At 34.2% G+C, this 14,304-nt stretch carries 8 protein-coding genes and 1 pseudogene; 2 read left to right on the plus strand and 7 right to left on the minus strand.

Annotated elements, in window-relative coordinates:
* Nucleotides 1-3: 3 nt before the first annotated feature.
* Nucleotides 4-1,539: a Re/Si-specific NAD(P)(+) transhydrogenase subunit alpha gene (locus tag HPY79_09235; protein NSW45982.1), complete on the minus strand. Its 1,536-nt coding sequence runs from the start codon at nt 1,537-1,539 to the stop codon at nt 4-6.
* Nucleotides 1,540-1,654: 115 nt separating this feature from the next.
* Nucleotides 1,655-2,998 (minus strand): annotated as a pseudogene (gene gdhA, locus HPY79_09240) (NADP-specific glutamate dehydrogenase).
* 727 nt (nt 2,999-3,725) lie between these two features.
* Here gdhA and HPY79_09245 point away from each other — a divergent pair.
* Both HPY79_09245 and typA read left to right on the plus strand, forming a co-directional pair.
* Nucleotides 3,726-6,629: a pyruvate, phosphate dikinase gene (locus HPY79_09245; GenBank protein ID NSW45983.1), complete on the plus strand. Its 2,904-nt coding sequence runs from the start codon at nt 3,726-3,728 to the stop codon at nt 6,627-6,629.
* Nucleotides 6,630-6,764: 135 nt separating this feature from the next.
* Complete coding sequence (gene typA, locus HPY79_09250) at nt 6,765-8,576, plus strand: translational GTPase TypA (GenBank protein NSW45984.1); 1,812 nt, start codon at nt 6,765-6,767, stop codon at nt 8,574-8,576.
* A 21-nt stretch (nt 8,577-8,597) separates the two neighbouring features.
* Here typA and HPY79_09255 read toward each other — a convergent pair whose 3' ends face one another.
* The 5 genes from HPY79_09255 to HPY79_09275 form a co-directional block, all read right to left on the minus strand.
* Entirely contained in the window at nt 8,598-9,104 is a 507-nt protein-coding gene (locus HPY79_09255; GenBank protein ID NSW45985.1) for a hypothetical protein, read from the minus strand.
* 218 nt (nt 9,105-9,322) lie between these two features.
* Complete coding sequence (locus tag HPY79_09260; protein NSW45986.1) at nt 9,323-9,532, minus strand: DUF2892 domain-containing protein; 210 nt, start codon at nt 9,530-9,532, stop codon at nt 9,323-9,325.
* Nucleotides 9,533-9,559: 27 nt separating this feature from the next.
* Nucleotides 9,560-11,503 (minus strand): OmpA family protein, encoded by a 1,944-nt coding sequence (locus tag HPY79_09265; GenBank protein NSW45987.1) that lies wholly within the window; start codon nt 11,501-11,503, stop codon nt 9,560-9,562.
* A 20-nt stretch (nt 11,504-11,523) separates the two neighbouring features.
* Nucleotides 11,524-12,483, minus strand: a complete 960-nt coding sequence (locus tag HPY79_09270) for a type IX secretion system membrane protein PorP/SprF (protein ID NSW45988.1) — start codon at nt 12,481-12,483, stop codon at nt 11,524-11,526.
* Nucleotides 12,484-12,495: 12 nt separating this feature from the next.
* Nucleotides 12,496-14,304 (minus strand): gliding motility-associated C-terminal domain-containing protein (locus HPY79_09275; protein NSW45989.1); only part of this gene is annotated, 1,809 nt, incomplete at its 5' end.

A 14,304-nucleotide genomic window follows, 5' to 3' on the forward strand; every position in this document is an offset into this window, starting at 1 on the left:
TTCTTATTTTTTAAACATGTTCAACATTCTATAAGTTACAACAAAGCCACCAACAATGTTAATAAAAGCAATTAAGATGGCAATAAATGATAAAATAGTAATAGGATGGGTCATATCGTCTTGAATAAGCAGTAACCCACCTGTAATAATAATACCACTAATGGCGTTGGTTACTGACATAAGTGGGGTATGTAGTGCATGGGTAACGTTCCATATTACATTCCATCCTACAAAAACAGCTAATACAAAAGCAGTCATATGTCCCATAAAGTCGGCAGGAGCAACTTTACCTAAAGCTAATAATAAAATGCCAATTATAGAAAGCCAAATAATGTTAGAAATGATTACTTTTTTAGCTTTAGCTGCTTTTATTTTAGCTTCTTCTTCGGCAGTGGGTTTAGTGGTAGTTTCTTTTTTAACGCTAACGGCTAATGGTTCGGGTGGCCAATTTATTTTACCTTGGTAAACAACCATGGCACGTTTTATAACATCGTCGGTCATGTCTATTTTAAAGTTTTGAGCTTTGCCCATATCGTCGAGGAGGTTGCAGAGATTGTTGCCGTATAAATAACTTGCTTGAGTGGGTAATTGGTCTATTTTCCCGACAATGATAACGCCATTGTCGGTAGTATAAACTTCGTTTTTCTTGGTTAATACGCAATTACCACCTGTTGGTGCAGCAAGGTCAACAATAACTGAACCTGGTTTCATTACTTTTACATGATCTTCTAAAATAAGTTTTGGAGCTTCTTTGCCGGGTATTTGTGCGGTGGTAATGATAATATCTACTTCTGAGGCTTGTTTTTTAAATAATGCCATTTCGGCTTCGATAAATTCTTTACTCATTTCTTTGGAGTATCCGGTGGCGGTGGACCCATCTTCATCGATATCGACACTAATAAATTGTGCACCCATGGATTGTATTTGTTCGGCTACTTCTTTTCGAGTATCAAAAGCTCTAACAATAGCGCCTAATGATTTAGCAGCGCCAATAGCAGCTAATCCGGCAACACCAGCACCAATTACAAGTACTTTAGCAGGTTCTACTTTTCCGGCAGCAGTGATTTGACCATTTAAGAAGCGACCAAAATAATTTGCAGCTTCAATAACTGCTCTGTATCCGGCAATGTTGGCCATAGACGAAAGTACATCCATTTTTTGTGCACGTGAAATGCGAGGAATGGCATCCATTGCTATGGCGTTTATACCTTTTGCAGCTAATTTATTGAGCAATGGCATATTTTGAGCAGGCCACAGATAACTTAATATCAATGTGCCTTGTTTTATTATTTCAATTTCTTGTTCAGTAGGTGGCTGAACTTTTAGCACAATATCAGCCAATGAATATAATTCTTCAGGTGTATTTATAATAGAAGCCCCTGCAGCTTGGTATTCATCATCTGAAAATTTGGCTTTTTTACCAGCGTCTTTTTCGACATAGGTTTCAAAGCCCTGTTTTTTTAGTCTTATAATTGTTTTTGGAGTAGCAGCAACACGAAGTTCGTGTTCGTTTACTTCTTTTGGAATTACTACTTTCATAAAGTTAATTTTAATGTTTGGTATTTTAAGCTGAAAGATATATTTTTTTTTAGTGTGAAAAAATGATATGAAAAAAAGAGGGACTTTAAAAGCCCCTCTTTGATTAAAAAAATGCTTAAACTATACCTTGAGCAATCATGGCATCGGCTACTTTTACAAAGCCACCGATGTTAGCTCCATCAACATAGTTTACATATCCATTTTCTTTTTTACCGTATTTAACGCAGGTTGCATGAATATTTTGCATAATGCGATGTAGGTATTTATCAACTTCTTCGCGAGTCCATGATAATCGTTGTGAGTTTTGCGTCATTTCAAGTCCGCTAGTTGCCACTCCACCAGCATTGGCTGCTTTTCCGGGAGCAAATAATATTTTATGTTGTAAGAATATTTCTACAGCTTCGGGAGTGCTTGGCATATTGGCACCTTCTGATACGCATATACAACCATTGCGTACCAACATTTCGGCATCTTTTCCTGTTAATTCGTTTTGAGTGGCACAAGGCAAAGCAATATCACATTTAATTTCCCAAGGAGTTTTACCTTCATAATATTCACAACCAAATTTATCGGCATATTCTTTAATTCGTCCACGTTTTACATTTTTTAGGTATAAAATAAAATTAAGTTTTTCTTCGTCAATTCCTTTAGGATCGTAAATGTATCCGTTTGAATCGGAAGCGGTAACTGCTTTACCACCTAATTGAGTAACCTTCTGAATAGCATATTGAGCTACATTACCGGATCCAGAAACGACAACTGTTTTTCCATTAAAGCTTTCACCGCGTGTTTTAAGCATTTCTTCGGCAAAATATACGCAGCCATAGCCGGTCGCTTCGGGACGAATGAGTGAGCCTCCCCATTCAAGACCTTTACCTGTTAATACACCGGTAAATTCGTTTTTAATACATTTATATTGTCCAAATAAGTAACCAATTTCGCGACCGCCAACACCAATATCACCAGCAGGAACGTCGGTATCGGGTCCAATATGACGATAGAGTTCGGTCATAAAGCTTTGGCAAAAACGCATTACTTCGTTGTCTGATTTGCCTTTAGGGTCGAAGTCGCTGCCGCCTTTTCCGCCGCCCATTGGAAGAGTGGTCAGTGAGTTTTTAAATACTTGTTCGAAGGCTAAAAATTTGAGTACGCCAAGATTAACAGTGGGGTGGAAACGTAAGCCTCCTTTATAAGGTCCAATTGCACTGTTCATTTCAATGCGGAATCCTCTGTTGATTTGAATATCGCCTTTATCGTCGAGCTAGGGAACTCTAAAGATAATAACTCTTTCGGGTTCTACCATGCGTTCGAGCACTTTATGCTCTTTATACTTGGGGTTTTCTTCGATAAAGGGCATTAACGATTCAACTACTTCACGTACTGCTTGCAAAAATTCTGGTTCGTTAGGATTTTTTGCAATAACTTTTGCCATAAAGGCATCTACTTTAGGATTTGACATTGTAGCTTCCATAAATACTTGTTTTAAATTAGTTCGAACAAATATATATACTTAATTTAAAAACATCATCATATAAATTGATATTTTACAACATATTTTTTGATTTTTTTATTTTTACAAAAAGATTTATTTTGTAAGTTCTAAAATACCTAATTTAATATAATGTTTTATGGATGCCAATATTGAGAATAATGATTTGAATTATAGAAGATTGCTTAGGGAAAGTAAGGAGCGATTGAAAGAATTAAATTGCATTAATCAAACGACTGAAATTATAAAAAAAGGATTACCGCTTGATGAAACACTTCAAAAAATATGCTCAATATTGCCAGAAGCCTATCAATATCCTGATTACACTGTTTGTCAGATTGAATATGACAAAAAAAGTTATACTACACCTTCGTTTACATATACGCCTTGGATTCAGAAATCAGAATTTCAAACAGCAGAGGGTAAAAAAGGTTTTATAGTAGTAGCCTACACCAAAGAATTTCCGATTGAAAGCGAAGAGGGACCATTTTTGAAAGAAGAACGTAACTTGATAAATAATTTGGCCATTCTGATTTCAAATTACATTAATAGTGTAAAGATAAAAGAAATATTATACTACGAAGAGCCAAAAATAGATTTAAAAAACATTCAACAGTCGGCACAACATTATTCGCGTCAGTTGCTTCAAAAGTTTATTAATAAAGATTATTATGAAAGGGATATTTATCACGATTTAATGCCTTTTAAAGTTAAGGAAATTTTATTAGTAGCAAATTTATACGATGCTTTTAGTATAGAAAAAGAGGGGCGTTTTACCGAACACATATTAGGCGAATATTATAAACTCAATTTAACTTCATTGCCTCGTATAACAGGAGTATCGAGCGATGAAGAGGCGTTGTTTTTACTCAAAAATCGTCATTTCGATCTTATCATTATTATGATGGGATCGGATAAGAAATTTCCGTTTCTACTTTGTGAACGTATAAAAAAACATTATCCTTATATCTCAATATACTTATTATTAAATAATGATAATGATATTCAATATTTGAAGAAATATGCTTTTTATCAATCAAGTTTTGATAAAGTATTTGTTTGGAATGGAGATTCGAAGATTTTTTTTGCAATGGTGAAATTACTTGAAGATAAAATTAACATCGAAAATGATGCAAAGCTTGGTGTTATTAATGCGATTCTTTTAGTTGAAGATTCGCCAAAATATTATAGTCGGTTTTTACCAGCTATGTATAATGCTATTTTGGAACAAACTCAACGATTAATAGAAGAAGTTAATACGGATGAATTATATAAAGTATTGAAATTGCGTGCACGTCCAAAACTACTTCATGCTTGTACTTACGAGGAAGCCATATCAATTATAAATACATATAAAGATATTATTATTTGTGTTATTACCGATATTCGATTTCCACGTGGTGGTCGCGAGGATGCAAAAGCTGGTTTTGAATTGTTAAATAATATTCAAAATATATCTAATTCGATACCCGTTTTAATGCAGTCGTCTGATGCTGAAAATATGAAAATGGTATATGAGCGGGGAGCGATGTTTTTAAACAAAAATTCTGATAGTTTAATTCAAGATTTAAAAGATTTTATCAACTTTCATTTAGGATTCGGTAACTTTATTTTTCGTTCTAAAGAAGGGAAACAACTAGCTATTGCTAGAAATTTAAAAGAATTTGAGTCCATAATTAAACAAATACCTGAAGAATCGTTGACGTATCATGCCCTAAAAAATCATTTTTCGTTATGGATGATGGCACGTGGTGAAATAGAGATTGCTCGAAATATTAAACCATATAAGGTTAAAGATTTTAACAATGCCGAAGAAATTCGAGAATTTTTATTGAAGATAATTCAAAAACATAAGATTGAAAAAGACAAAGGAAAAATAGTGCCGTTTGATGCTGATGTACTTACTAAGCCAAGTAACATAGTTGCTTTATCGTCGGGCGCATTAGGTGGCAAGGGAAGAGGATTGGCATTTGTGAATACCTTAATATATAATTACAATTTTTCAAGTGTAATTCCAGGTATTTCTATTCAAACACCTTGTACGAGTATTATTGGAACCGATGAGTTTGATTATTTTATTCAGCGAAATAAATTAAACACTTTGATTCATGAAAATGTTGATTTTACAGTTTTAAAAGAAGCTTTTGTTAGTGGAGAGTTGTCGTATGAGTTGATGAAGAAGCTAAAGATTTTTATTCAGAAAATGAAAAAACCTTTAGCAGTTCGATCTTCAAGTTTGCTTGAAGATTCGCTGAGTCAGCCATTTTCAGGCGTGTTTGAAACTTACCTATTGCCCAATAATCATTCTAGTGACGATGTCCGTTTACAACAGTTAACTACAGCTATTAAATTAGTTTATGCTTCAGTTTTTGCTCCTCATGCTCGTTTATATTTCGAAGCTATTAATTATAAAGTAGAAGAGGAGAAAATGGCTGTTGTTATACAGGCTGTAGTTGGAAACGAGTATGAAGGTTATTACTATCCACATATAAGTGGCACTGCTCAGTCGCATAATTTTTATCCGGTTGGGCATATGAAACCCGAAGAGGGGTTTGCTGTACTGGCTTTAGGCCTTGGTCAATATGTAGTAGAAGGCGAAAAAACATATCGTTTTTCGCCTCATTATCCTAAAACCGATATTGTTAGTATTCAAGATTTGGTGAAAAATAGCCAAACCGAATTTTATGCCATTGACTTAAATAAAAAAGAACCTAATTTAATGGAAGGTGAAAATGCTGCTTTAAAACGATTAGAGATTTACGATGCCGAAATGCATGGAACATTAAAACATTTAGCCTCGGTATATAACCCTGAAAATGATACCATAGAAGCTGGTTTAAATAAAAACGGACCTCGGGTTTTAAATTTTGCAAATATTTTAAAATACGATTATTTCCCACTTGCCGAAACGCTCGAAGTGGTTTTAAGTATTGTAAAAGAGGCAATGGGAACGCCAATCGAAATTGAATTTGCGGTTGATTTGAGCAAAAAAAATCCTGAAGGAATTCCCACTTTTTATTTATTGCAAATAAAACCGTTATTAGGAAATGAAAAAGATTTTCATGTCGATTTTTCGAAGTTTGATGATCAACATATTATTTTGAAGACATCGAAAAGCATGGGTAATGGTAAAATAGATGAAATATACGATGTGGTGTATGCAGTGCCAGAATGGTTTGATCATATGAAAACCGAACATATGGCAAAAGAAATAGAACAAATTAATACTAAAATGATGCGTGCTGGTAAAAAGTATATTCTTATTGGGCCAGGACGTTGGGGAACACGCGATAAATTTATTGGGATACCGGTAGTTTGGTCGCAAATATCGGCAGCAAAAGTTATTGTCGAAGTAGAGCTTCCAAATTTTCCATTGGACGCCTCGTTAGGGTCACATTTTTTTCATAATGTAACTGCAATGAATGTTGGATATTTTTCAATAAAGCAAATGAATTCTGACGATTTTGTGAGTTGGGAAAAATTATCAAAATTTAATGTAATTGAGCAAACAAAATTTTTTAGACATATTAATTCAGAAAAACCTTTTACAGTATATATGGATGGAGGCACTCAAAAGGCCATAGTTGTTAATGAGTCTTAATGATTAACGCAAATGGTATGGTTTTAATATACCATTTTTTTGATGAGCATTTAAGATACGTACACAAGACTTATTTTTTTTAACTTTCGATATATTAAGCTACCTTTGCAAAATTTTTTTTGAATTACTTTATTTATGCAAAAGATTAGAAATGTTGCTATCATTGCTCATGTGGATCACGGCAAAACTACACTAACAGATAAGATTATTTATCAATCGAACCTTTTCAGAGAAAATCAGGAGCAGAAAGAGTTGCTTCTTGATTCTAACGATTTAGAAAGAGAGAGAGGAATCACTATTTTTTCAAAAAATATTTCTGTATTTTATAAAGATCATAAAATTAATATTATAGATACTCCGGGACATGCCGATTTTGGTGGAGAGGTAGAACGTGTTTTAAATATGGCTGATGGTGTATTATTGTTAGTGGATGCATTTGAAGGACCTATGCCTCAAACACGTTTTGTATTACAAAAAGCCATTGAAATGGGGTTGAAATTAATTGTTGTGATAAATAAGGTAGATAAAGATAATTGTCGTCCTGATGTGGTACAAGAAGAAATTTTTGAATTGATGTACAATTTGGGAGCCACCGATGAGCAGCTCGATTTTCCAACGGTATATGGTTCATCAAAACAAGGGTGGATGTCGAACCATTGGAAAAACAAAACAGACAACATTTATTATTTATTAGATACTATTATTGCTTCAATTCCAGCCCCAAAATATGTAGAAGGTACTCTTCAAATGCTTATATCATCGATGGAATATTCTTCGTATGTAGGAAGAATTGCTATTGGAAAAGTAAAAAGAGGAATTATAAAACAAGGTCAGTTAGTAGCAATTGTTAAACGTGATGGTAGTATTATAAAATCGAAAGTAAACGAGTTGTACGTATTCGAAGGATTAGGGAAGAACAAAAAAAATGAAGTTGTTTGTGGCGAAATATGTGCAGTTACTGGTTTAGAAGGCTTTGAAATTAGCGATACACTTGCCGATATCGAAAATCCGGAACCGCTACCACCGATTCCGATCGATGAACCTACTATGAGTATGTTATTTACTATAAACGATTCTCCCTTTTTTGGTAAGGAAGGCAAATTTGTTACATCGCAAAAGCTAAAAGAACGATTGTTTAAAGAAACAGAAAAAAACTTGGCTTTACGTGTCAAGGAAACTGAATCTGCCGATAAGTTTGTTGTTTATGGTAGAGGAGTTTTACATTTATCTATATTAATTGAAACCATGCGGCGCGAAGGTTATGAGTTTCAAGTAGGAAAACCCATTGTGCTTACCAAGAATATTAATGGTACTATATATGAGCCCATCGAAGAGCTTACCATAGATACCCCCGATGCTGTTGCTGGTAAAGTAATAGAACTTATTAATAAGCGTAAAGGTGAGTTAATATCGATGACCCCCAAAGGAGATATGCAGCGATTAGTATTTTATGTCCCTGCACGTGGTTTAATTGGTTATAGAACGCCTTTAATGAATATTACATCGGGCGAAGCCATATCTGCTAGTCGCTTCAAAGGATATGAACCTTGGAAAGGCGATATCTCTGGACGCAGCAATGGTGTTTTGGTTGCAATGGAGACCGGTACGGTTATTGCTTATGCTTTAGACAAGCTGCAAGATAGAGGATTTTTCTTTGTAGATGTTGGTGAACAAGTTTACCAAGGTCAAATTGTCGGAGAATACACTCGTAATGAAGATTTAGTTGTTAATGTTTCTAAAACAAAAAAACTCACCAATATGAGAGCGAGTGGTAGTGACGAAAAAGTTAAGATAGCACCACCTGTCATAAAATCGTTAGAAGAATGTTTAGAATATATACAAGACGATGAATATGTTGAAATTACGCCCAAAAACATTCGTATGCGAAAGATAGTCTTAGACGAAATTGAACGAAAAAAAATGAAAAAAAATACAAATGCAGTTTAGTATTAAATGGATGCTAATACATTATTTCGCAAAATGATGGATTTCTCTTATCAGTATTTTTCGAATGGCTGGTGATAATGTTTCCAGATAGTGATCTTGAAGGAAAAAATCAATTTCGTTAGTTAATTCAGGATATTTATGAGCAATACGCATAACGGTTTTAATAGCATGATACCGAATAGATGAGCTCTTGTTGATTTTTTCCCAAATTGATATGCAATGATTAAACAAAATTCCTTCGTCTTTATTGTAAATGTTCATACGAGATATGATCTTTAAAAATTCTCTTTGTGAGCTCTCATTAACATCGGGTAATAAGGTTATCATCTTTTTTATGTGTTTCTGCAATCGAACATCATTGTCGTGCATAAAGTGATGAATCATCCATGCGGCTCTCCACGAAAGTTTTGAATTATTATTGAGTGCAAGTGCTAACAACTCATCAAAAGATTCAGGATGAGAAGAAATGTATAAAACCATTTGCTTTTTATATGAGCTTGATAGCACTTTTTCTAAATTTGTTGACATAGTTTTAATTTTTTTACCCGGTATAATATTTATAAGCAACTCAGCATAAATGATTAATTTTCCAAAAATACAATAAAAATGATAAAAAGCTGACTATAAAAGACAGCTTTTCGATAAAAAAATGTTGCATTAGAGAATGTACAATTGACCAATCAATAAGTTATTTTAATTCAATTTTCGCAATAAAAAAGCGAAAGCAATTAAGAATTTGAATGTATTTATTTTTTCTTTTTACATGTTGTATTTATACCCAAAGGTACATACAATGGACAAAAACTTATAAGACTGGTAAGTACAAATACGATGGATAGGATTAATAATACTATGCCTAAAGTTCCTGTTAAGATGTTAGTAAAATAAAGAATTGTGATTACTGCGGCAATCATAATTCGTATGATTTTATCCGCATTTCCGATGTTTTTATTCATATTGTTTATAAATTTAAGAGTTTGTAATTATTTTCGAATATGGGTTATGGTAAATTCTGTTCTACGATTTTTTTGATGTTGTTCTTCAGTACAATCAACACCATCGGGGCATGCTTCACGCAGTTTTTCTTCACCATATCCTTTTGCAATTATGCGTTTAGGGTCTATTCCTTTTGAAATTATATAAGAAACAGCCGATTCTGCTCTTCGTTGAGAGAGGGATTTATTATAAGGATTTGAACCACGAGAATCGGTATGTGAACTTAACTCAATATCAATTTCAGGATGTTCTTTTAAAATGTTAACTAATTTATCTAATTCGATCGCTGCATCGGGGCGGATGTTCCATTTGTCGAAATCGTAATAGATATTTTCAAGAACAAAGGTTTTGTTGATTTCAATTTTATCGAGTATAAGATTAATGCTCATAGTATCTGAGTTTGCGATGGCGTTTATATTTTTAGTAGTTCCTAAATAACCTTCTTTATCCGCTTTAAGTACAATGGCAGAACCATAGTGTGTTAAAAAAGAGTTTTCTCCGTAAAGGTCTGTAGTTAGTTTTGTTGTATATTGATCGAGTGGTTTTTCAATTGTAACGGTAGTATTAGGAAGTGGGATGAGTTTGTTTTTAACTTGTTCAAACGTATTGATTTTTAGAATAATTTGTTTAGCAAAAAAGTAAATGTCGTCACTGCCTTTGCCTCCATCGCGGTTTGATGAAAGATAGCCAATTTTACCGGGCTCGGTAAAATATGGTAAGAAGTCGTCTTTAGGTGAATTGATGGGATATTTTAAGTTTTCGGGATTTGCCCATTTTTTTTGTTGTCCATGGGTTTTAAAAATATCTAACCCGCCCATGCCAAGATGTCCATCGCTTGAGAAGTAAAAAGTCCCATCTTTATCGACAACCGGAAACATTTCGCGGTCTTCGGTATTGATTGTTGGTCCAGCATTTTGAGGTTCAGACCAACTACCATCTGTGTTTTTTAAACAAAACCAAATGTCGCTTTTCCCAAAACCACCAGGCATGTCCGAAACGAAATATAAAATATTGCCATCAGGCGAAAGAGTAGGGTGACCTACAGAGTACTGTTCAGAATTATTATACTGAAATGGTTTAGAGTTTTGCCATTTACCATCTAAATATTCAATGGTGTAAATTTCCAGACGATTTATATAGCTAACTTCTTCATTATCATCAAGAAATTCGGATGGGTTGGAATTTACTGGTGGAGCTTTAACTTTTTGAAGTTTAGTCTTTGTCAGATATAGAAGGTTGTTGTTTTTGTCAAAAATTACGGGACCATTATGAAAGGTGTTGTTAATACCATCCATTTCGCTGTGGATTTCCTTGTTATTCAAATCGGGTAGATGATAAACTCTTAGGTATGGATTACCTGTCCAATTAAATATCTCTTCTGGTTTATAGTTTTTTTGTTCTTCTTTTCTGTCTGAAATAAACAAAAAATCGCCTTCGAAAGCTGTCATACCAAATTCGGAATAGGGAGTATTAACATCGCTCAAATTCTGAACATTAAAAAGTTGTGGTTCATTTATCCATAACTCTGCTTGTTTGCAAGATTCAATCCATTGAGGAACTTTGGATGATAAATGAGGAAAAAGCTCGGCATAACGGTTAAAAACACTGATAGCTGATTCATACTCGGCAGATGTTTTAAGGGTAAAAGCATAGTTTAAAAGTTCTTTGGGCGAATAGACTCTTAAGCCGTTAATCTTTTCAAGCCACATTTGAGCCGATTCCATGTCGTTTATCATAATATAACTTTGAGCGATATCACGAATTAATTCCGGATTTTTAATTTCTTTCTTTTTGCTTATTTCTTCATACAGCGCTATTGCTTTTGAAAATTCGTAATTTTCTTTGTATTGTTTGGCTTTTTCCAGTTTGTTCTGGCTATATATTGCGTTGCCTAGCAAAGCAATTATCATTATGAATAATGTTGTTTTCATAAAAATCAGTTTTTTAAAAATTAAAAGTATCTTGGAGTTAACATTTTGGTTTTTGGAGTTTTAGCAAAATAATATCCGACCAAAATTTCATGTCCATAAAAATTATTGAGTTTATTTAACGAATATTGATAGCTGTAACCTATGCGTAAATTATCCGTCGCATTATAATCAAGCATAAATATAATGGCATCTTTATAATTCAATGATTGATCTAATTGATTACTTGTAATTATTTTTGCTCCTGTACGATAGGTAACCCCAAACCAAACGGTATTTTTATATAAAATGTAAGTGCTTAAATCAATATTAGTCAATGATTTCAAGTCTTCTTTAATCATAAAACTGGGTTTTATTTTAAAGGTTTCGTTGAGTTTAATTACATATCCCGATGTTAAATAAAAATGTTGACGTTGTGCGGTGGTTAGTAAATCATCTGGTGATTTAATATTGGCAGTAAGGTCTGATATAGAGAAACCGGCATAAAACCTCTTTGAGAATAAAAATAATCCAAATTTACTGTCAAAAAGCGATGTACTGACATTGGTTTTTGGAATGGAGGGGTCGATTAAATTTTCATCGTTAACAGTAAATTTGTTCCCATCAACATTGAAATATGAAATGCCTGCTGATAATCCTAAAGATAATCTCCAATTTTGTGATAATCGCAGTTTATATGCATAACTTCCATATACAGATGTCTGTTTTTGAGCTCCGAGTTCGTCTTGCATAAAATGGATACCAACACCCATTGTATTAAAAATTGGACCTTCGGCACTTAATGTTAATGTTTTAGGAGCTCCTTCGAGTCCGTACCATTGGGCATTGTACATGGCATTGATGTTGACTAAACCTTTGGCTCCGGCATAAGCTGGATTTATTACCAATTGGTTGAATACATATTGGCTATAGTGTGCATTTTGCTGTGAAAATGCTTGAATACTTGCCAAAAGTATGATGCTGAATAAAGATATTTTTTTCATAGTTGTAAGTTTTTAACGTAAAATTGTAATATAACCACTGTATTCTTGCCATTCATCACAAACTTTTAATTTTAGAATGTAGAAATAAGTGCCTTCATTTAAATCACTACCATTCCAATTGTTTGAGTAATTCTTTGTTGTGTAAACTTCATTACCCCAACGATTGTAGATAAATAATTCATTTTCCTTGAATTGCTCTAAATTATCGATTTCCCATGTTTCATTTATACCATCGCCATTGGGTGTAAATACATTGTTGATACTAGGAAGAACTACTACTGTATTCATTTGAACATTTAATGATTTTTCTATTTCACATCCATTGAGATCTTTTACCCATATTTGATTTATTCCGGGACTTAGTAAATTCGATTCAAAACCACTATCTCCATTAGACCATGTAATTTGGTAAGGAGGTGTACCTCCTTGAACTGATATTTGTGCTTGACCGTATGAATTTAAATAACAATCTGGATTTACCATATTTACTATTTCAACAGAGATTGGAGTTGCCTGCGTTATTTCAAAAGATGTATAAAAAGGACAACCGTTTGAATCGTGAATATAAACTTCGTAATTTCCTGAACTTAACTGAGAAACTATATTATTATTTAAAGGTTGATTGTTTAAATAATAGCTGTAAGGTGGAACACCTCCTTGAGCATTGATAGCAACCGATGCATCGTTTGAATTAAAACAAAGGTTTTGATTTAATATTGAAACATTGGCGGATAGTGTATTTAAGTTTACAACTGGTACTTCATAGGTAGCACTCATACAATTATTACCATCAGTAACTACTAATTGCAAAGTGTCATTGATAGGTAAGTTGTCAAAAATATGTTCACTTGAGTATGTAGAACCTCCATTTATTGAATATTGATAAACTCCATTACCACCGTTTGCCAATATCTCTATTCCAACATGGCCTGTTTTGCAATAGGTATGATAAGTTACATTAAGAGGTTCCGGATTATTTAAGTTGACAAAAATTTGATTTGAACAACCATTGGCATCTGAAACCACAACGGAGTAGGTTCCGGCGGTTAATCCGCTGAATGTGTTCGAGCTTTGAGCCGCACCGCCGTTGAGGCTGTAGCTGTATGCACCCGTTCCACCTTGAGCGGTGATGGTGATGTATCCGTCAGCAGCGTTATTACACGAAACTTGCGAACTTACATTAGCTGTAGCAGTGAGTTGAGAAGGATTAGCAATGATGATATTCGAAACATTGAAACTGCAACCATTGGCATCTGAAACCACAACGGTAAAAGTTCCGGCGGTTAATCCTGTAAATGTGTTCGAGCTTTGAGCTGTACCGCCGTTGAGGCTATAGCTGTAAGCACCTGTTCCACCTTGTGCGGTGATGGTGATGTATCCGTCAGCAGCGTTATTACACGAAACTTGCGAACTAGCATTGGCTGTAGCAGTGAGTTGAGAAGGATTACTGATTAGTATATTATTTAAGGTATAAGAACAACCATTCGCATCCGAAACGACTACGGAATATGTTCCGGCTGTTAATCCGCTGAATGTGTTCGAGCTTTGAGCCGTACCGCCGTTGAGACTGTAGCTGTAAGCACCCGTTCCACCTTGAGCGTTGATGGTGATGTATCCGTCAGCAGCGTTATTACACGAAACTTGCGAACTTGCATTAGCTGTAGCAGTGAGTTGAGAAGGATTAGCAATGATGATATTCGAAACATTGAAACTGCAACCATTGGCATCTGAAACCACAACGGTAAAAGTTCCGGCGGTTAATCCTGTAAATGTGTTCGAGCTTTGAGCTGTACCGCCGTTGAGGCTATAGCTGTAAGCACC

It is taken from the genome of Bacteroidales bacterium, assembly GCA_013314715.1.
Taxonomy (GTDB): domain Bacteria; phylum Bacteroidota; class Bacteroidia; order Bacteroidales; family GWA2-32-17; genus Ch61.

What these genes read in the sequence shown, in the direction of transcription:
- HPY79_09235 (NSW45982.1), bottom strand. Translation starts at nt 1,539, where the DNA reads ATGAAAGTAGTAATTCCAAAAGAAGTAAACGAACACGAACTTCGTGTT.
- HPY79_09245 (NSW45983.1), top strand. Translation starts at nt 3,726, where the DNA reads ATGCCTTTTAAAGTTAAGGAAATTTTATTAGTAGCAAATTTATACGAT.
- typA (NSW45984.1), top strand. Translation starts at nt 6,765, where the DNA reads ATGCAAAAGATTAGAAATGTTGCTATCATTGCTCATGTGGATCACGGC.
- HPY79_09255 (NSW45985.1), bottom strand. Translation starts at nt 9,104, where the DNA reads ATGTCAACAAATTTAGAAAAAGTGCTATCAAGCTCATATAAAAAGCAA.
- HPY79_09260 (NSW45986.1), bottom strand. Translation starts at nt 9,532, where the DNA reads ATGAATAAAAACATCGGAAATGCGGATAAAATCATACGAATTATGATT.
- HPY79_09265 (NSW45987.1), bottom strand. Translation starts at nt 11,503, where the DNA reads ATGAAAACAACATTATTCATAATGATAATTGCTTTGCTAGGCAACGCA.
- HPY79_09270 (NSW45988.1), bottom strand. Translation starts at nt 12,483, where the DNA reads ATGAAAAAAATATCTTTATTCAGCATCATACTTTTGGCAAGTATTCAA.